Annotated in this window: 14 protein-coding genes; 3 read left to right on the top strand and 11 right to left on the bottom strand. The window is 75.2% G+C overall.

The window, feature by feature from the left end; genetic code table 11:
* Positions 1-70: 70 nt before the first annotated feature.
* Entirely contained in the window at positions 71-3,583 is a 3,513-nt protein-coding gene (locus tag ASG49_RS00930; RefSeq protein ID WP_056535886.1) for a bifunctional glycosyltransferase family 2 protein/CDP-glycerol:glycerophosphate glycerophosphotransferase, read from the top strand.
* 10 nt (positions 3,584-3,593) lie between these two features.
* Positions 3,594-4,343, top strand: coding sequence for a class I SAM-dependent methyltransferase (locus tag ASG49_RS00925; RefSeq protein WP_056535883.1), 750 nt, complete (start codon positions 3,594-3,596; stop codon positions 4,341-4,343).
* A 54-nt stretch (positions 4,344-4,397) separates the two neighbouring features.
* On the opposite strand, the gene ASG49_RS00920 is transcribed toward ASG49_RS00925, so the two are convergent.
* From ASG49_RS00920 to ASG49_RS00885, 8 genes are all read right to left on the bottom strand, one after another.
* Complete coding sequence (locus ASG49_RS00920) at positions 4,398-5,804, bottom strand: hypothetical protein (RefSeq protein ID WP_056535880.1); 1,407 nt, start codon at positions 5,802-5,804, stop codon at positions 4,398-4,400.
* A 132-nt stretch (positions 5,805-5,936) separates the two neighbouring features.
* Positions 5,937-7,244, bottom strand: coding sequence for a hypothetical protein (locus tag ASG49_RS00915; protein WP_056535876.1), 1,308 nt, complete (start codon positions 7,242-7,244; stop codon positions 5,937-5,939).
* Positions 7,241-8,968, bottom strand: a complete 1,728-nt coding sequence (locus tag ASG49_RS00910) for a DUF563 domain-containing protein (RefSeq protein ID WP_156384139.1) — start codon at positions 8,966-8,968, stop codon at positions 7,241-7,243. Before ASG49_RS00910 ends, ASG49_RS00915 begins: the two co-directional genes overlap by 4 nt.
* A gap of 48 nt (positions 8,969-9,016) precedes the next feature.
* Entirely contained in the window at positions 9,017-11,659 is a 2,643-nt protein-coding gene (locus ASG49_RS00905; RefSeq protein ID WP_056535870.1) for a CDP-glycerol glycerophosphotransferase family protein, read from the bottom strand.
* 43 nt (positions 11,660-11,702) lie between these two features.
* Positions 11,703-12,653 carry a glycine betaine ABC transporter substrate-binding protein gene (locus ASG49_RS19015; protein ID WP_056535868.1) on the bottom strand — a complete coding sequence of 317 codons (951 nt, stop codon included), beginning with the start codon at positions 12,651-12,653 and terminating at the stop codon, positions 11,703-11,705.
* Positions 12,654-12,714: 61 nt separating this feature from the next.
* Complete coding sequence (locus tag ASG49_RS00895) at positions 12,715-13,494, bottom strand: ABC transporter permease (protein ID WP_056535866.1); 780 nt, start codon at positions 13,492-13,494, stop codon at positions 12,715-12,717.
* Positions 13,491-14,225, bottom strand: a complete 735-nt coding sequence (locus ASG49_RS00890) for an ABC transporter permease (protein ID WP_235561849.1) — start codon at positions 14,223-14,225, stop codon at positions 13,491-13,493. The genes ASG49_RS00895 and ASG49_RS00890 overlap by 4 nt, the downstream gene beginning before the upstream one ends.
* Positions 14,222-15,301 (bottom strand): ABC transporter ATP-binding protein, encoded by a 1,080-nt coding sequence (locus ASG49_RS00885; protein WP_056535863.1) that lies wholly within the window; start codon positions 15,299-15,301, stop codon positions 14,222-14,224. Before ASG49_RS00885 ends, ASG49_RS00890 begins: the two co-directional genes overlap by 4 nt.
* Before the next feature lie 236 nt (positions 15,302-15,537).
* Between ASG49_RS00885 and ASG49_RS00880 the strand changes: the two genes are divergently transcribed.
* Positions 15,538-16,980 (top strand): aromatic amino acid lyase, encoded by a 1,443-nt coding sequence (locus ASG49_RS00880; RefSeq protein WP_056535860.1) that lies wholly within the window; start codon positions 15,538-15,540, stop codon positions 16,978-16,980.
* 14 nt (positions 16,981-16,994) lie between these two features.
* Here ASG49_RS00880 and ASG49_RS00875 read toward each other — a convergent pair whose 3' ends face one another.
* The 3 genes from ASG49_RS00875 to ASG49_RS00865 form a co-directional block, all read right to left on the bottom strand.
* Entirely contained in the window at positions 16,995-17,975 is a 981-nt protein-coding gene (locus ASG49_RS00875) for a glycine betaine ABC transporter substrate-binding protein (protein ID WP_056535857.1), read from the bottom strand.
* A 41-nt stretch (positions 17,976-18,016) separates the two neighbouring features.
* The gene (locus ASG49_RS00870; RefSeq protein ID WP_056535854.1) at positions 18,017-18,610 is read right to left on the bottom strand and encodes a hypothetical protein; all 594 of its coding nucleotides are present in this window, start codon (positions 18,608-18,610) and stop codon (positions 18,017-18,019) included.
* A gap of 95 nt (positions 18,611-18,705) precedes the next feature.
* Complete coding sequence (locus ASG49_RS00865) at positions 18,706-19,215, bottom strand: DUF3180 domain-containing protein (RefSeq protein WP_056535851.1); 510 nt, start codon at positions 19,213-19,215, stop codon at positions 18,706-18,708.
* Position 19,216: the final 1 nt, after the last annotated feature.

Below are 19,216 nucleotides of genomic sequence, written 5' to 3'. Positions count from 1 at the left end.
CCAGCCGGTCTGCCTTGGAGGTACTTTGCCAGCGACGCGACGTCTACGTCAGTCGGTCCACACCCTGGCGGTGCGCACCTCCCGGGCGCCGCGCAAGCTGCGTCGTGAGACCCGACGCCGGGTGGACGCCGCACGCGTACGCCGCGCGCCCACCCTCTCGGTGGTGATGCCGGCCTACAACACCAGGGCCTTCATCGCGGCCGCGCTGGAGAGCGTGCTGACCCAGTCGTTGACCGACCTCGAGGTCGTCGTCGTCGACGACGGGTCGACCGACGGCTCCGGCGACATCGCGAGCAGCATCGCCGCCCGCGACCCGCGGGTCCGCGTCGTGCGGCAGGCCAACGCCGGTCTCGGGGCGGCCCGCAACGTGGGGGCCGAGCACGCCCGGGGCGCGTTCCTGGCCTTCTGCGACTCCGACGACCTCGTGCTGCCCGGCGCCTACGAGGCCATGGTGGGGCGACTGCAGCACACCGGCTCGGAGTTCGTCACCGGTGCCATCGTGCGGGGTCCCGACGAGGCCAGCGCCGTGCGTCCGGGGTGGGTCTCGCGCCACCTGGACCGCGATCGCGACTGCCTGCGCATCCAGGACCACCCGTGGATGCTCCTCGACATCACCGCGCCCAACAAGGTCTTCCGGCGCGCGTTCTGGCGGGCCGAGGGCCTGCGCTTCCCGGTCGGCGTGCGCTACGAGGACCAGGTGCCGATGGTCACAGCCCTGATGCACGCCGACTGCTTCGACATCGTGCGCCGGCCGGTCTACCTGTGGCGCTCGCGGATGGACGGCACCTCCATCTCCCAGCAGAAGGCGGACCCGCTCGACCTCCGGGACCGCATCCGCTCGCAGGACGAAGCCGCGTCGCTCTTCGACGGGGCACCCAAGGACCTCAAGGAGGTCTGGTACCTCAAGCTCCTCGACTTCGACATGCCCGCCTACCTCACGGCCGCCCTGAGCAGCGGCCAGCCCTACGTCGAGGCACTGTCCCGGCAGCTGGAGAAGATCCGACGCGAGGCACCGGCCCACACCTGGCAGGAGGTGTCGTTCCCCAGCCGCAGCCTCGCGTGGGTCCTCAGCCACGGGGGTCGCGACGCCGGCACGACGCTGCGGGTCTGGCAGCAACGCAACCCGCACGGCCTGCCCGTCACGGTCGTGGGCGGCGAGGCCCGCTACGACGTGCCCGACGAGGTCACCACCGCGGAGCTGCCGACGCACCTCAGGGTCGTGCGCGACGTCGACGTACGGCCCGTCGTGCGGCTCACCGAGGTCGTCTGGCGGGGCACGCAGCTGGTGCTCCGCGGGTCGGCCATGCTGACGCCGCTGGACACCTCCTACGCCCCCCACCGGCTCGACCTGGTGCTCCACGGGCCGCAGGGCTTCCAGGCACCCGTCACCGTCACCCGCCACACCGACCCGCGTCTGGACGAGCTGGCGCTGCGCTCCCACGAGGACCGGAGCGACAGCGGTTTCGAGGCCGTCGTCGACGCCGCTCACCTGGCACGCGCGCTCCCCCCCGGCCAGCACTCCCTCGACCTGGAGTTCCGGCACCGACAGGGCTCCTTCGAGCGCACCAGCCCCATCACCCACGTGCTGGCCACCGAGTCCGGCGGCGACCGGTCACCCCGCTGCGCCGAGGGCCGCATGGTGCGCCTGGCCGGCTTCGTGGGCGGTGGGTTCCGGGTCCTCGTGCACGACACCTACGCCGTGCTCGAGGGCAGCACCAGCGCGCCCGACGACGCCCTCGAGCTGACCCTGCGGGTCCCGGCGGGCGACCCCGTCGTCCTCGTCGAGCTGGTGGACCCGGAGACCGGGGTGCCCCACACCGAGCTCGACCACGGCACGCCCGCGCCCGACGAGCTGCACGTCGTCGTCCGCGCCGCCGAGGCCCCGCTCGTGCTGCGCACGCTCCACCGGTCGGGACGACGGACCCGGGTGCTGTGGGGCGGTGGTCCGAACGCCCTCGGGGCCGCCGACCGCGGGGCCTTCGTGCACCGGGGCGCCGCGCAGCTGGTCACCGTCGACACCTGGGCGCCCACCGTCGTCGTCTCCTCCGTCGGGTTCGACGGCGCCGACGCCGTGCTGAGCGGGACCAGCCTGGGGGCGGCCGGACGACGTCTGCACTTCTCGGGCCCCCGCGCCCACGGCGACCGGTCCGAGCCGCTGCCGGCCGGCGACTTCCGGGTCCGGGTGCCCCTGGAGGCCGACCCCTGGGGATCAGGGGCCCGAGCCCTGCCCGAGGGCCCCTACGAGCTCGCGTCGGCGGGACCGGACGGCGCCCCGACCACGGAGGACGCTGCTCCGCGTCACCTCACCACCTCCGAGCTGCGTGCCGAGCTCCCTCCCGAGCACGCGGCTCCGGGACAGCGGGTCCGAGCGGGGGTCGGCAACGACTGGAACCTCGTGCTGCGGTCGAACGCCCTGGCCGCCCCGGTGGCCGCCAGCCGCGAGCAGCAGCGCCTGCGCGAGGAGGCGTACGCCGCCGCGCGGGTCGCCGAGAGGGCCCCCGTGGTGCTGCTGGAGTCGTTCGGGGGCAAGTCCACGGGCGACTCCCCGGCCGCGGTGGCCACCGAGCTGCTGCGCCGTGGGAGCGACCTCGACCTGGTGTGGAGCGTCGTGGACGGCTCGGTGCCGGTGCCCGAGGGCACGCGTGCCGTGCACCGCTTCACCCCGGAGTGGTACGACCTGCTCGGCCGCGCGGCGTACCTCGTCAACAACAACAACTTCCCCCACTTCTTCCGGGCCGCGGAGGGCCAGACCTACCTCCAGGCCTGGCACGGGACGCCGCTCAAGCGCATCGGCAACGACATCACCGACCGTCGCTACCTGACGCTGAGCTACCTGCGGACGATGGACGAGGAGGCCCGGGCGTGGGACGCGCTCGTCTCGCCCAGCCCCTACTGCTCCGAGATCTTCCCGCGTGCCTTCGGCTACTCGGGCCGGGTCCTCGAGACCGGCTACCCCCGCAACGACATCCTGGTCCGTCCCGAGGGTGCTGAGCGTGCGGCGGAGGTCCGGGCGCTGCTCGGGATCGACCCGGACCAGCACGTCGTCCTCTACGCGCCGACGTGGCGCGACAGCGTCCCGTCGGACTCGGGCCACGCCAAGGTCCTCCACCTCGACCCCGACCGTCTGGCCGCGCAGCTGCCGGGCAGCGTCGTGCTGGTCCGGGGCCACTCCAACTCGGCGTCGGCGCCGAGCATCCACGGCTCCCGGGACTCCCGCGTCCTCGACGTGACCCTCTACCCCGACGTCAACGACCTCTTCCTGGTCTCCGACGCCCTGGTGACCGACTACTCCTCGGTGATGTTCGACTTCGCCGTCCTCGACCGGCCGCTGCTGTTCCTGGTCCCCGACCTCGTGCACTACCGCGACGCCATCCGGGGCTTCTACTTCGACTTCGAGGCCGAGGCCCCGGGACCCCTGTGCTCCACCGAGGAGGAGCTGCTCGTCAAGCTGGCCGCCCTCCCGGCGGAGGACCCGCGCTACCGGGAGCGCCGGGCCCGGTTCCGCGAGCGTTTCGCTCCGCTCGACGACGGGCACGCCGCCGCCCGGGTCGTGGACGCGGTCTTCGGGCCCGCCGCGCACTAGGCTGCCGGCCATGTACTACCTGGACTTCTTCGCCCAGATGCACGCGCGGTTGCAGCCGCAGGCCTACCTCGAGGTCGGGGTCGCGTCCGGCAAGAGCCTGCGGCTGGCCTCGTGCCGCAGCGTCGGGGTCGATCCGGGGTACGCCATCACCGTGCCGCTCGACGGGGACGTGGCACTGTTCCGCACCACGAGCGACGAGTACTTCAGCTCACCGGACCCGCTGGCCGCCACCGGCGGCGTGCCGTTCGACCTCGCCTTCATCGACGGGCTCCACCTCTTCGAGTTCGCGCTGCGTGACTTCATCAACACCGAGCGCAGCTGCAGCCGGCACGGGCTCATCGTCTTCGACGACGTCCTGCCGCGCACCGTCGACGAGGCCGCCCGCCAGCGCGTCACCAAGGCATGGACGGGTGACGTCTTCCCGATCCTGGAGGTCCTCGCCGAGTACCGCCCCGGGCTCTCGGTGCTGCCGGTCGACACGCAGCCCACCGGGCTGCTGCTGGTCACCGGTCTCGACCCCACCGACACCACGCTGGCCGACCACTACGACGACATCGTCGCGCGGTTCCGCCGACCCGACCCCCAGCACGTGCCCGCGGACCTGATGGACCGACTGACGGTGCTGCAGCCGGAGGCGGTCCTGGAGGCGGAGTTCTGGGAGATCCTGCGGACGCAGCGCGGCGGACCCGACCGCATGCACGCCGAGCTCGCCGAGTCCTTGCGGACGACGCTGGGACGCGACTTCGCCCGACTCGCCTGACCCAGGTCACTCCCCGGACCGGCAGGTCGGCCCGGCCCGTCACGCCCAGGCCCGTCACGCCCTGGCGCGTCGCGCCCCCACCGCGTGCCTGACCGCGCGCTTCACCGGGCCGGGCAGCGCGGAGCGGAGCCTGGCACGCACCTGCTGCGCCCGGGACAGGACCGCAGCGGGGGCAGACGCTGACGGGGGCGGGGTCGCGACCAGCCGCATCCGTCCGACTCCGTCGACCTCGAGGGTCAGTCCGGTCGGCACCGGTCGCCGGTGCCCGAACCGGGCGCCGAGGTCGTAGGTCCCGGCCAGACCCGACAGCCAGGCCTCGAGCCGGGCGCCGCCCGGGGTCGACACGATCTCGGCGGCGACCGCCAGACCGCCCAGCAGGAGCTGTCCCGACACCGCCTCGGTCTCGGCCACGTGCAGGTGGCGCAGGGGCAGACGCAGGCGCGTGCCCCGGACCGACTCGACGATCTCCGCCGACCGCGGGTCGGCGTCGATGAAGTTGCGCTTCACGGCCCCGACCTGGAGGGCGAGGTAGCGACGCCGCAGCGACCGGAGCACCGGCCTCCCGCGCACCAGGCCGGGCTCGATCTCGGTGTTGGGGACCCGACCGCGTCCGCGCCACCCACCGGACCGGACGTCGAACCCGACGAGCCACTCACCGTCGGGGAGCTCGACCCCGGACACCGACGACAGGTCCAGCGCACCCTCCAGCACGACGTGCTGGTCGCGCTGCGTGACGGCCGCCGGGAACGGGTGCTCCTCCCCGGAGTCGGCCGCGTGCACGAAGAAGGTGGCCTCGTCGAGGTCGGTGAGGCCGCCGAGGTGCACCTCGAGGGTGATGCGCGCACCGTCCCAGGCGAGCCGGCTGTCGGGCACCTCGACCAGCGACTCCCGGGCCAGCTGCTCCCCGCGCGCCATCGGACGGTCCACCAGCTGCTGGGCGTCGGCGTCTGCGTCTGCGTCCAGCACGGCCCGTTGCCACCGGGCGACCCACGCGCCGGCGTCAGCGGCGTCCGCGGCTGCCTCGGCGGCCGCGACCGCTCGCGCTCCGGAGACGGCCACGACGGCCCACGGGACGAGGTCGGTCAGCGGGCCCGGGGCGGGGAGGAACGAGTCGGTCCCGGACCGTCGCCCGACGACGGCGTGCCCCGTGGGGGCCGCAGCGAGACGGGCGAGCGCTTCCGGCATCAGCCGCGTGCCCAGTCGGACCGGGACGACGACGTCGGCGGCGTGCGCCTGCATCGCCTCCAACATGGCTCCTCCGACGGTGGACGACCGCCCGGCGAGGGTCACGTGGGGGCGCCGTCGCTCCAGGAGCTGCAACCGTGCCAGGAGCGTGTCGTCCGTCGAGGTCGGGACGAGGACGACGCGGTGGTCGGCGCGTCCGAGCGTCTGCAGGTCCAGCGCCCGGATGGTCTCGACCAGCCCGTGGTCGTCCTCGACCAAGACGAATACGGTCAGCATCGTGCTCCTCAGGGGGTTGCAGCAGGTCTCGTCGGCGGCTGCGGCCGAGCCCCGACGGCGGGGCCCCACCCTAACCACCTCGCCCGCCGGTCGGGACGCACCGACGACCGCCTCGGCGAGGCGGTGCCCGCCTCAGGTGACGGTCGTGGACGTCCCCGCCGCGAGCGGGGCCAGGCTGACCTCGCCCCGCTCCGACCTGGTCATCACCACGCCCGCGCCGGCGGCCTCCCGGCCGCCGAAGAGCACGGTGACGGGGGCGCTGTCGACGCCGGTGGGCGGGTCGAGCTCCAGGCGGACCTCGCCGGCGCGGGCCCGTACGACGGCCTCGAGGTGCTCGCCCGCCCAGGTGACCCGAGCGCGACCGGGCGTCTCCCCCACCACCTCCAGGTCGAGCAGGCCGAGGGAGAGACGCCCGTCGTCGAGGACGACGGGCCGGGAGCCGGGGTCCACGCGGACCACGGGGCGGCGTACCTCGCCCACCTGCACCTCCAGGTAGTCCCCGAGGCGGGTGGTGACGACGGGGCGACCGCCCACCACCAGGTCGGGGCCGTCCTGGCAGCGCATCGGGCCCCGGCCGTGGACCGCGCCGTGCACCATCTCCACGGCGGGGCGCCAGGCACCGTCCGGCAGCGAGGCCACGTCCAGGCGGGCGCTGACGTCGCGCCACCCCTCGTGGGCCGCGACGGAGGAGTCGAGCAGGATCTCGTCGCCGTCGGACGCGCGCACCGCGAGCATCCGCCACGTGGCCAGGCTCGGTTGGCCGGTCGAGGGGGCGCTGGGGCAGCTCACCTCGAGCTGCAGGACCCCTCCGTCCCACGTCGCCCGGCTGCGGAGGGGGTGCAGCCACTCCGGCGACGGCAGCCGGAGACCGGCGAGGGCCGGCCGCTCCACCACCGCACCGACGGTCGCGGCGGCGGCGAGCGCCTGGCCCTGCCAGGTGCCCAGCCACGCCTCGTCCTCGGGCTCCACCTCCGTCACGGCTGCCGCACGCGCGACGTCGACCGCGGCCGACAGCACGGGGACGGGAGCGACGGGGACCTCCTCCAGCTCGACCGCGTCGCGGAGCAACCCCCGCAGCGAGGCCCCGGAGTGACGCCCGACCACCGCCTGCGCCCCCGACGTCTCGTGCAGGAGCGCCATCCGGCGCAACCCCTCGGCGAGCAGCTCTCCCCCCACGGGCACGACGACCACGTGGGTGGAGGTCGTGCGGCGCAGCACCTCTCTCGCGCCGGCTGCACGACCCCGCCGCGGGACGCTCGCGACCCGCCAGCCCGCGGAGCCGTCGACGACCTCCTGCAGACGCTCGAGGAGCTTGGGTCCCGGCCCCGTGACGAGGAAGCACACCTCGTCGACGAGGCCGTGCGGCAGGGCGTGCAGGCTGCGGACCGTGGGCGCCAGCCCGTGACCGCCGTCGAGGAGGACGACGACCTGGAGGCTCACCCCAGCTCCCCGAACAGCGCGCGCAGGGCCTCGCGGTGACGGTCGAGGTCGAAGGTCCACGACGACGTGTAGGCGTCGTTCGACCACGTGCCCGGGACCACCCGGGTGTCGGGGGTGTTCCAGAAGTACGTCACCTTGGCGCCGAGGGCGGCGGCGTACAGCTGCTCGTTGCGCGCGGTGTAGGCGTCGCTGTTGAGGACGACCAGGTGCTCCAGGTCGCGGCAGTGCATCGCGTTGAACAGCGCGGACCCACCGAACCCGGCCAGGACCCGGGCGTCGTGGAAGACGGCCGCCTGCTCGGCGAGGTCGTGGTCCTCGGGATAGACCACGACGAAGCCGTGGTCCTGGAAGAGCGCCTCCACCTGGGCCGTGTTGTGGCACGACCGGCTCCCCCCGGCGGACCGGCGGGAGACGAACACCCGCTCCCCCACCCCGGTGCGCCCCTCGCGCAGCGCCGCGGTCACGGGCCGCCAGACCCGTTCGACGATGTCGGGGTGCACGTAGTAGGGCACCTTGTTCTGCATCATCGGCGTCGCGCCGACGAGCTCGTCGACCCACACCGGCTGGTCGATCGCGACCACGTCCGAGGGCGCGACGCCCAGGCCGGCGAACAGGCGCCGCTCGAGGTCGGGGTCGCGCTCCCCGGCGAAGCGGATCCGCAGGACGGCCTTGAGGTCGGGGATCTCGGCCTTGGCGAGCTGCCAGGCCCACATCCGCGACAGCACCTCGGTGAGCACGTGCCCGAAGTGACCGGAGTTGGAGGAGTCGACGTGGAAGTAGGAGCCACGGAGCTGCCGCCGCGGCCGGAACTCGTCCTCGACGCGACCGAAGCCGGCGCGGCTCGGCACCAGGCGGGTGGTGCGCAGGTTGCGCTCGAAGGGGTGACGGAAGGACTCCGGGAGGACCGAGGACCCGCTGTAGACCAACGAGTTCGACGACACGGCCACGCGGCCCTGGTAGCGGCGCACCCGCATCTCGGGCACCGCGAACGTCGTCTCGAGACCGTCCGCCGGGACGTCCGCCTCGTGGGAGACCACCTCGATGCCGCTGTCGAAGGTGCGCGCGGGGAGGCGGCCCAGCACCGAGACGTCCAGCTCCGGCTCGCGCGTGGACAGGACGCGCACGGCCTCGCGCTCGCCGAGGGCGGCCAGGTGGTGGTCACGCTTGCGCACCAGCACCACGTCGGAGGTCATCAGCACCTCCGAGGTCGCCTGGCCGAGACTGCGCTCGCGGTGGGTCGCCGGCACCGCGCCGTCGCCCGCGACGAGCTGGGCGACCCGGGCCAGGCTGTCGAGACCGGCGCCGCCGCCCCCGATGGCCGTCCGGGGCAGGATCCAGGCCCCGCCGTGCGCGAGGTGGAAGAACAGGTGCGACCACCGGTCCTGGTGGACCGACGCCGCGGCCTGCTCGAGGTCGACGAGCACGTCGACCGGCCCCATCAGCCTGAGCTCGCGGTCCATGTCCCACAGCTGCCGGGTCGTGTGGTGCTGCCCACCGACCGACTCCAGCTCCCAGTCCGCGTGACGGTGGGGCGCCAGGACGTGCAGCTCACCGCCACGGAAGGCACGCAGGGCCTCACGCACCCGCTCGGGAGCCTGGGCCCCGGCGACGACCACGACGCGCCGACCCGGGTGCTGCGGGAGGTGGCCGGCGTGACGGGCGTAGATCGTCTCCTCGCCCCCGCCCGGTAGTCCTGCCCGGACAGCTCTCAGGACTCGTCTCACGCGGGATCTCCCATGGCGTAGGCGTCGGACCGACGGGCGTCATCCTATTCAGGCCGACGACCCTCCGTCGTCCGTCAGCAGCGCCCGCAGCACCCGGTCGGCGGCCCCGCCGTCGTCGCGGGGGGCCAGGTGGTCCACCAGGTCGCGACGGCGCCGCTCCCAGCTCGACCGGAGGGCGGGCACGTCGGCCAGCGCGGCGACGACCGCCCCGGTGGAGTCGACCGTGGGGCCGGCGGCCGAGGCGGGGAGGTCGAACAGCTCGCCCTGCCGGTCGACGTGGTCGGCCAGGTCGGGGGCCCACACGACGACCGGGCGTCCGGCGACGGCAAGGTCGTGGCGCAGGGGGGAGAAGTCGAGGACGGCGACGTCGGCGGCGAGCACCAGGTCGGCCACCGGGTGGCCGGCGACGTCGTCCGGGTCGAGGACGCGGGCGCCGTCGCGGGGCGGGTCGTGGTGGCCGCAGTGGTCGTGCAGGCGGAGCAGCACGTGCCCCGGGCCAAGCAGCCCGGCCACGCGGGCGGCGTCGGGGCCGGGGCCACCGGCGGCGGCCAGGCAGGTGCCGGTGACGTCGTCGCGGCAGGTGGTGGCCCACAGGACCGCGGTGTCGCCGTCGGCGAGGTCGAGCGCGGCCCGGGTCCGGTCACGGCGGCGGGTGGCGTCGGGGCCGACGAGGGCGTCGGTGCGGGGCTGTCCGAGGGCGAGCACCGGCCCGTCGTACGCCCAGTCCTCGACGAGGTGGCGCACCACGCCCGGTGAGGAGGCCAGCGCGTCGGTCCACCGTCGCGAGGTGCGGTCCAGCAGCTGCTCGACGTGCGAGGGCACCAGCCCGAGCCGACGCCAGCGCGCCAGGCCGCGGGCAGGCCCAGGACCTCCGGTCGTGGTGCGTACGACGCGCTGGCCGGCGCGCGGGGCGTACCACCCGTCGCCCGTCTCGCCGGCGGCCGTGTCGACCGTGCCGAGGACGTCGTCGTGGTCGGTCACCACCCAGCCGGCCTCGGCCAGGGCGGCGTACCACCGGGGGCTGCGTCGCAGCACCGCCTCCGCCCCCGCCACGACCGGGGAGGCGGGGTCGTCGACCACGACGAGCACCCGGGCGCCCGGACCGGCGTGGTCGGTCCACCGGGCGGCCAGCGCCGCCGCGTCGGAGGTGAGCCCCGACCGGGCGGGGACGGCCAGCAGCAGCCCGGGGTCGGGCGACGCCGTCGCGGCCGCGAAGCCGTCCTGCAGCCGTCGCTGCTCGTGGGCGGACAGGGCCGGGACGGGGGACGCGGCCGAGGGCCTGGCGTCGGCCGAGACCGAGCCCTGCGCCAGCGCGGTGCGGGTGACGCCGCGGTCGCTCACCTCGACCCGCAGCTCCCACGGCGCCTCCCCCAGCGCCGCGAGCGGCAGCCGGGTGCGCACGGCCCCGAGGTCGTGACGCTGGTGGGCCTCGCCGAGCCAGGAGGTCACGTCCGGGTCCTCGACCACCTCGACCGGCAGGTCGCCGATCACGACCGAGCCGGCCCCCACCGCCTCCAGCCGTACGACGGGAGCCTGCTCGTCGACCCGCCGCAGCCCGGCCTGCAGGTCGACCACCAGGTCCTGGCCGTCGACGTGGTGGCCCACGACGCGGGCACCGACCCCCGACTCGGCGACCGTCAGTTCCCGCGCGTCGGCGGGCAGCGAGCCCGCCTCGGGGAGCAGCGCCAGCACGCGGCCGTCGACCACCTCGGTGGCGAGGTGACCCGCAGCGGCGCGACGGTCCGCCACCAGGGCGACGAGGTCCTCGCGACGGTCCTGGGCGGCCAGCCAGGCCGCGGATCGGGGCGTGGCGGGGACGGTCGCCAGGTCGGCCCCGGCGAGCAGCTCGGCGGCGTGCGAGCGCAGCAGCCGCCAGCCCGCGTCGTCGAGCAGCTCGGCGGCCGCCAGCACGGGGGGCAGGTCGTCGGTCAGCGCCCCGGAAGCACGCTCGCGCCGGTGGCGGAGCTGGTCGTCGCGCTCGAGCAGCGCCAGCGAGGCACGGTCCTGCGCGACCCGCGCCGACAGCTCGGCGGCCGGGTCGCTGCTGCTGCTCCACCAGTCGGGCTGGTCGCGGACGTCGTCGACCACGACGCCCTCGGCCACCACGTGGCCCAGCGCGAGGAGCGCGGTGGCCGCCGTCCGGCCGGCCGGCTCGGCGTCGTCGAGGGTGCGCGCCCAGCGCTCCTGCTCCACGAGGAGGCGGGCGAGGAGCGGCGTACGTGCCCAGGAGTCGGCCGGGTCGGCCCCGGCGAGGCCGCCGAGCACCACCCCCGCGTCGTGGGGGCCGTGCTGGCGCCCGGCGAGCAGCCGGGCGACGGCCTCGCGGTGGAGGACCTGGCCCGGAGAGACGAAGAGCAGCCACGGGCCCTGCGCCGCGACCGCGCCGAAGGCCCGGGCGCGGGCCCGGTCGCAGCCGGGCGCCTCGACGACGTGGACCCGCCCGTCGTCGGAGGCCGCGGTGCGGGCCAGGGCGAGCAGCCGGGCGTCGGCCGCCACGGCGAGCACCTCGACACGGGCGTGGGTCTGCGCCCGGGCGGACTCGAGCGCACGCCGAGCCGCCCTGACCTCGCCGTCGAGGACCACCACGACGGTGACCTCGGGGTGCGCCGCCCGCAGGGCACGACGGGCGACGAGCCCGCGCCGCTGCACCTTGCCGAGCCAGCGGCGCGGCAGGGTGGACTCGGGGCTCATGCCCCGCATCCTGCCGCACCGCCGACGGCGGCGACGTGGGTGATCAGCCGGCGCTCTTGGCCAGGTCGGCGATCGTCTCGAGGTCGAACTTCTCGGCCGTCTCCTTGGTCACCACGACGGCGTCGCTGTCCTGGGCCTCGGAGTAGTCCAGCGCGACGAGGTTCTCCGGCAGGGCCTCGCCGAGGGCGGTGTAGACGTCCTCGGGGCTGGTGGCCGTGGCCTCCTTGTCGAGGTAGGTCAGGATCGTGCCGGTGTACTCCGGGAACAGGTCGAGCGAGCCCTGCTCGAGCGCCGGGTAGTACTTCTCGCGGCTGCCGATGTTGAGCTTGGTGGCGACCTGCGCACCCTGCGCCTCGAGGGCCTGGGCGTAGATCTCGGCGAGGATGACGTTCTCCGGGAAGTTGGCCGAGCCCACGGTGATGCTCTCGCCGGAGGCGGAGTCGCCGGAGCCGTCGAGGTCCTCGTCGGCGAGCCAGGCCTTGGCCACGTCCTCGGGCTTCTCCTTGTCGTTGACCACCTGGCCGACGAGCTCGCCGAGGCCGTCGGTGTCGAGCTCCTCGGAGATGCCGTTGAGCACCTCCTGGACCCCGTCCGAGGCCTTGTCCTTGTTGATGATCGGCACGATGTTCTGGGCCGCGAAGTTGCTCTTGGGGTCCTCGAGGATGACGAAGTCGTTGGCCTCGATCGACGGGTCGGTGGTGAACAGGTCGGCCGCGTCGACCTGGCCGCGCTTGAGGGCGTTGACGGTCACGGGGCCGCCGACGTCGGTCACGGTGTACTTGCCGAACTTCACCCCGTAGTTCTCCTCCAGGCCGGGGATGCCGTCGGCGCGGGTCTTGAACTCCGGCGGGCCGCCGAAGACCATGTTCTCGGCGATGGTGCCGCCGCCGGACGAGCCGGAGCCGGAGCTGCCGGAGCCCGAGTCCGAGCCGCAGCCCGCGACGACGAGGCTGAGGGTGGCCGCCGTGGCGATGGCGACGAGCGTGTTCTTCATGGGGTTCTCCGTTGTGTCGGGTGACGGGTGTCGTGGTGGGTCATGGGGGGGCGTACGCCGCTCAGCGCGCGCCCTGCGAGGCGAGCTCCTCGGTGAGGACCGCGGACCGGGAGTCGGCGCCCTCGCGGCGGACGCGGCCCGCGCGGGGCAGCCGGCCGGTGAGGCCGCGGGAGACGGTGTAGCGCTGCACGAGGGCGAGCAGCAGGTCGACGCTCAGCGCCAGCGCCGCGACGAGCAGGCCGCCGCTGATCATCTGGGGGTAGTCCTGCTGGGCGAGGCCGTCGTAGATGAACCGGCCGAGCCCGCCGAGCGTGACGTAGGAGGCGATGGTCGCCGTGGCGATCACCTGGAGCGTGGCCGAGCGGAAGCCGGAGAAGATCAGCGGCAGCGCGTTGGGCAGCTCCACCCGGGCCAGCACCTGGCGACCGGTCATGCCCATCCCGAAGGCGGCGTCGCGCACGGCCGGCGGGACGTTCTGCACGCCGGCGTAGGCGTTGGACAGGATCGGCGGCACCGCGAGCAGCACCAGCACGATCTCGGTGGGGATGAGGTAGCCCGCGTTGGTGCGGCCGTAGAAGTTGGGGGCGATCACGACCACCAGGAGCACCAGCACCCCGACGGTCGGCAGCGCCCGCACGGCGTTGACGACCGTGACCAGCCAGGTGGCCCGGCCGGTGTGCCCGATCCACAGCCCCAGCGGGAGCCCGACCAGCAGCGCGACCACCAGCGCGATCGCGCTGAACCCGACGTGGGCGAGCAGCTGGTCCCAGATGCCGGTGTCGAAGTTGGTGCTGCGCCAGTGGGCGGCGTCGGTCAGCCAGCCGAAGGTGTCGCCGATCATCGTCGGACCGCCCGTCGCCAGGGGGTGAGCGACCGGTCGAGGGCGACCACGAGGGCGTCGAGGACCAGCGCGAGCAGGACGCAGAGCACGATGCCGAGCACGATCGGCGGGTAGTAGGGCGTGTCGGTCGACAGCTTGAAGCCCTCGTCGAAGAGCAGCCCGAGGTTGGTCATGCCGATGGTGCCGGCGACGGCCACGATGCTGACGTTGGCCACGATCGCGACGCGCAGCCCGGCGGTGATCACGGGCACGGCGATCGGCAGCTCGACCTTGAAGAACCGGTTGACCGGCCGGAACCCGATCGCGGTGGCCGCGGCGATGGTGTCCTGGGGCACCGCCGCGAGGCCGTCGGCGACCACGCGCACGAGCAGCGCGGTGGAGTAGAGGCTGAGCGCGATCGGGACCTGGAGGGGCGAGAGCGGGTCGAGCCCGACCAGCGGCGGGATCAGCACGAACAGCGCGATCGAGGGCACCGTGTAGAGCACGCCGGTGATCGACATCATCGGCGGGTAGACGAAGGAGTAGCGGCGCGCCAGCCACCCGAGCGGCAGCGCGAGCAGCAGGCCGACGAGCACGGGCACGACCGAGAGCCAGGTGTGGGCCCACAGCCAGTCGAGGGTGCGGGCGCGGTTGTCGAGGAAGTAGGAGAAGAACGCTCCCGGCGAGGAGCTCGCCGCCTGCACCACGTGGGCGGCCAGGTCCGGCACGGCGTACGCCGCGGCGGTGCTCACGCGGGCTCCTCGTCGCGCTCGATCAGGTCGAGCACCTCGCGCGCGGTCAGCGAGCCCAGCAGGCGGCCCTGCTCGTCGACGACGACCCCGCGCCGCGAGGGCGAGGACAGGCAGGCGTCGAGCGCCGCGCGCAGCGTGCCGCCCTGGGTGGCGAGGGTGCCGCCGCGCAGCAGGTCGGACTCCTCGACGGTGCCGCGGGCCGAGGCCGGGTCGAGCCAGCCCTGCGGTCGCTGCTCGCCGTCGACCACCAGGACCAGGTCGTGACCCTGCGGGACGGCCTCACCGAGCCGCGCCGTGGGCTCGTCGTGGGTGGGCAGCGCACCGGACTCGGTGAAGCCCAGGGCGCGGTAGCCGCGGTCACGGCCCACGAAGCCGGCGACGAAGGAGTCGACGGGCCGCGAGAGCAGCTCGGCCGGGGGCGCCACCTGAGCCAGGGTGCCGCCGACGCGCAGCACCGCCACGCGGTCGCCGAGCTTGATCGCCTCGTCGATGTCGTGGGTGACGAACACGATGGTCTTGCCCAGCTCGCCCTGCAGCCGCAGGAACTCGTCCTGGAGCTGGTCGCGCACGACGGGGTCGACCGCGCTGAACGGCTCGTCCATGAGCATCACGGGCGGGTCCGCCGCCAGCGCCCGGGCGACGCCGACGCGCTGCTGCTGGCCCCCGGAGAGCTGGGCGGGGTAGCGCTTGGCGAAGGCCGGGTCGAGCCCGACCCGCTCCAGCAGCTCCATGGCCCGGCTCCGCGCCTCGCGCTTGCCGGTGCCGAGCAGGTAGGGCACGGTCGCGACGTTGTCGACGATGGTGCGGTGCGGGAACAGCCCGGCGTGCTGGATGACGTAGCCGATCTTGCGGCGCAGCTCGTGGGCCGGCATCGAGGCGGTGTCGGTGTCGTCGAGCCAGATGGTGCCGGAGGTGGGCTCGATCATCCGGTTGACCATCCGCAGCGAGGTGGTCTTGCCGCAGCCCGACGGGCCCACGAGCACGGTGATCTGGCCCGTCGGCGCCTCGAGCTCGAGCTCGTCCACCGCCACGGTGCCGTCGGGGTACTTCTTGGTCGCTCGGTCGAACCGGATCATCTTGAGGAGTCCTCCGCGGACGGTCCGGGCCCGGCCGGCGGCCGGGCGTTGCTGTCGAGCATTCCACACACCAGTTGTGCACAATCGCTCCTCCACGCTAGGACACGCCGCCCAGCCCGGGGTGGGCGGCGCCCGCAGGACGGACGTCGGGTGGACGATGGCGGGGGACCGCCGGCGCACCGAGCCGGGGTCAGTGGCAGGCCGGGCCCCTCCCCCGGCCCGGGAGGGGAGCACGCGTGCCGGTCGTCGACGGGGAGCACCTGAGCCTGGCGGACGTCGTCGCGGCGGCGCGGCGCACGGACCCGGTGCGGCTGGACCCGGCCGCCCGCGAGCGGGTCGCCCGCTCCCACGCGTACGCCGAGGAGGTGGCCGCCACCCGGCCCGTCTACGGCCGCTCGACGGGGGTCGGGGCCAACCGAGACGTCGTCGTGCCGGACCCCGACGCCCAGTCGCTGCGGCTGCTGCGCTCCCACGCCACCAGCTCGGGCGAGCGCCGGTCGGCGTCGCGGGTCAGGGCGATGCTGACCATCCGGCTCAACCAGCTCGCCGCCGACGGCAACGGCATCCGGCCCGAGGTGCTCGACGCCCTCGCGGAGATGATCGCCGCCGACGCGCTCCCCCCGGTGCGCGAGGGCGGCAGCGTCGGCACCGCCGACCTCGCGGCCCTGGCCACCACGGCGCTGGTGATCGCGGGCGAGGTCCGCAGCGTCCCGGTGCCGCCCCGCACGGCCACCTTCGGGCCCGGCGACGCCCTCACCTTCATGTCGAGCAACGCCGCCGTGCTCGCCGACGCGGCGCTCGCGGTCGCCGACCTCGACCGGCTGGCGCGCTCCTCGCTGGTCGTCGCGGCCATGGACCTCGCGGCGGTGCGCGGCAACCCCGAGGCCTTCAGCCCGGCCGTCGAGGTCGCCACGCCCTTCCCCGGCGCGCGCTGGGTGTGCCGCACGGTGCGCGAGCTGGTCGACCCCGGCGTCGCGCCGAGCCGGATCCAGGACCCGTTCGGGCTGCGCACGCTGCCGCAGGTGCACGGCGCGCTGATGGACCGGCTGGCGTTCGCCGAGACGGTGGTGACCGCCATGGCCAACGCCCCGTCGGAGAACCCGGTCGTCTCCGCCGCGCACGGGGTGGCCCACCACGGCGGCTTCCACGCGGCGTACCTCGTGCAGTCGCTGGACGCGCTGGTGCTCGCGCTCGCCCAGGCGGCGCAGCTGAGCCTGGCCCGGCTCACGATGCTGGCCGAGCCGGCGTACACCGGGCTGCACCCGTTCCTCGGCGACGGCACCCCGGCGGCCTCGGGCGTGATGATCGTGGAGTACTCCGCGGCCTCGGCGCTGGCCGAGCTCCGGGCCCTGGCCACCCCCGCCGGCACCCAGGTGGTGACGCTCTCGCGCGGCGTCGAGGAGGACGCCAGCTTCGCGACGCTGGCCGCCCGGCAGGCGCTCGACGCCGTCTCGCGGTTCCGAGCCGTCATCGCCGCCGAGCTGGTCGCCTCGCTGCGGTGCCTGCGGATGCAGGACTCCCACCCACCGGCGCTGGCCCGGGCGATGGCGTGGCTCGACGAGCAGGACGGCGGGGTGGCCGACACCGCCGACCGCGACCTGACCTCCGACCTGCTGCTCGCCGAGGAGCTCGTCGGGGGCCTGGCCGCGCTCGTGCCCGCCGCCCGGCTGCCGGTCTGAGGCCGGCCCGGTCGCTAGAGCAGGCCCTGCTCGCCGAGCCAGACCTGCGCGGCCTCGCGGGCCGAGGCCTCGCCGCCGTCGACCTCGGCGTTGAGCCCGCGCAGCGCCCCGGTGGTGAGCACCCGGGCCAGGTCGGCCATCACGGTGCGCACGACCGGCTGCTCGGCGACCCAGGCGGCGTTCGCGACCGGCACGACCTGCTGGGAGGGCTGCAGGTCGCGGTCGTCGGCCAGCACCACCACGTCGGCGCCCGGCGCGGCGAGGCGACCGTCGGTCGAGGCGACCTGCGCGAGCTGCACCGCGCCGCCGCGCAGCTGCCCCAGGGTGTCGCCGCCGTCGATGCCCACCGGCACGGTGCGGCGCAACCGGATGCCGTAGATCTCGCGCAGCCCGGGGGCGCAGTCGGCGCGGGTGGCGCACTCGGTGTCCGCGGCGAGCGCGACCCGCTGCCCCGACCGGGCGAGGTCGCTCAGCGTCCGCAGCCGGTGCTCCTCGGCGAAGGCGCGGGTGACCGCGAACGAGCGCACGTCCTCGGCCCGGGCCGGCTGGAGCGGCGCCAGGCCGACCTCGCGCGCCAGCGCCTCGAGCTCGTCGAGGGCCACGTCGGGCGCCGGAGCGGGTACGGCGGCCGCCGGGCCGGCTCCCGGGGCGGTGCCGGCCGTGCCCTCGCCCCGCAGCGTCTCGGCCAGCGCGGAGACGTAGTCGGGGGCCAGCTGGGCCCGCCCCTCCGACAGCGCCTCCAGGTAGTCCTCGCGCGGCGCGGGACCGGCCACCTCGACCCGGTAGCCCGCCTGCTCGAGCAGCAGCCCGTAGAGCGCGGTCAGCACGTCGCCCTCGGTGGTGCTCTGCGCCACCAGCGTCACGCTGCGCCGCTCGGCGGGCGCGGCCGCCTCGGTGTCGCCGCCGCAGCCGGCCAGCAGCACGACCGTCAGCAGCGCCACCGCGAGCACCACCGGGCGGGCGGGGTGGTGCACGGTGCGTCGCGGGGTCGGCATCGCGGCGACCCTAGCGCGGGCCGCGGCGACCGCGGGGGCGCTCAGGCCTGGCGGCGGGAGCGTCCGGCGGCCCGCATGGTGTCACGGAGGTTCTCCTCCCACGCGGCGAGCTCCACGACGGAGTCGGGGCTGCGGGTCTCCCAGGCGCGGAGGGCGTCCTCGTCGACCGGACGGGCGGCCGCGGCGGCCTCCGTGGCGGCGATCGCAGCGGCGGCCTCCTCGAGCTCGGCGACCCGCCCCCGGAGCTGCTGCAGCCGCTCCTCCTGCTCGGCCTGGCGCTGCGCCGCGACCGACTCGGCGGCGGTCGTGCGCCCCTGCTGCAGGGCGAGCAGACCCTCGAGCTCGCGCTGCGAGAGCCGCGCCTCGGCGAGGCGCTCGGTCATCGCGGTGGTGAACTCGGCGTGCTCGGCGGCGCGGACGGTGAACAGCTCGCGGTAGGCCCGGGCCGCGGCGGCGCGGTCGGCGGCGTTCTCGCGCCGCGACTGCAGCACCTCGGTCCACACGATCCGCAGCGCGGCCCACGACAGCACCAGGCTGCTCACCGAGGCCAGGCTGAGCCAGAGCACCGACCGGGTCGGCAGGCTCAGCAGCACCAGGGCCGTCGCGGTGCCGAGCAGCGCGACGGCGACGCTCACCCGGACGCTGCGCTGGCGGCGGCGGGGGGCCGATCGGGGACCGGTCGGGACGTGCCTGCGCGGGCGGCGGGGAGCCATGTCGGCAGACTAGGGAACTACTCGGGGTCCCCCGGCACGCGACACGCGTGCTCCAGGAGCAGCGCCGTCACCAGCACCGCGCCGGCGGCCAGGGCGCCCAGCCCCGACCGCCACAGCCGGGTGAAGGCGGCCGGGTCGCCGACGCCCAGCTGCGCCAGCCCGTAGCCGGCGTACCCCCCGAGCAGCAGCGCCCCGACCAGCGCGCAGGCCTTGCCGAGCACCAGCCGGTTGACGGCCGCGTGGTGCGCGAGGCGGGACCGGTCACGGCGTACGGCGCGGCGGGTCAGCCAGGCCGACCCGCCGAGGATGGCCGCCACGAAGACGAGCAGGGCCAGCGAGGTGGAGGTGACGTCGGGCTCGGCGTACCCCAGGCGCAGCGCGGCGAGCCGCAGCGACCAGCCGGCCACCAGCCCCACGACGCCCAGCAGCACCAGCGGCGCCGGACCGGTGGTGCCGACGGTGCCGGGCTCCTGCTCGGGCTGCTGCTCGCTCCCGCGGGGATCCCCCGGGTCGCCGCGCGACGGCACG

It is taken from the genome of Marmoricola sp. Leaf446 (genome assembly GCF_001424755.1).
Lineage (GTDB): Bacteria > Actinomycetota > Actinomycetes > Propionibacteriales > Nocardioidaceae > Marmoricola.
Note: the sequence above shows the minus strand (reverse complement) of the source record. Positions and strands in the feature narration are given on the sequence as shown.

Excerpts from the sequence above, each read along its gene's own strand:
- ASG49_RS00925 (WP_056535883.1), top strand. The coding sequence starts at position 3,594 with ATGTACTACCTGGACTTCTTCGCCCAGATGCACGCGCGGTTGCAGCCG.
- ASG49_RS00920 (WP_056535880.1), bottom strand. The coding sequence starts at position 5,804 with ATGCTGACCGTATTCGTCTTGGTCGAGGACGACCACGGGCTGGTCGAG.
- ASG49_RS00905 (WP_056535870.1), bottom strand. The coding sequence starts at position 11,659 with ATGAGCCCCGAGTCCACCCTGCCGCGCCGCTGGCTCGGCAAGGTGCAG.
- ASG49_RS19015 (WP_056535868.1), bottom strand. The coding sequence starts at position 12,653 with ATGAAGAACACGCTCGTCGCCATCGCCACGGCGGCCACCCTCAGCCTC.
- ASG49_RS00895 (WP_056535866.1), bottom strand. The coding sequence starts at position 13,494 with ATGATCGGCGACACCTTCGGCTGGCTGACCGACGCCGCCCACTGGCGC.
- ASG49_RS00885 (WP_056535863.1), bottom strand. The coding sequence starts at position 15,301 with ATGATCCGGTTCGACCGAGCGACCAAGAAGTACCCCGACGGCACCGTG.
- ASG49_RS00875 (WP_056535857.1), bottom strand. The coding sequence starts at position 17,975 with ATGCCGACCCCGCGACGCACCGTGCACCACCCCGCCCGCCCGGTGGTG.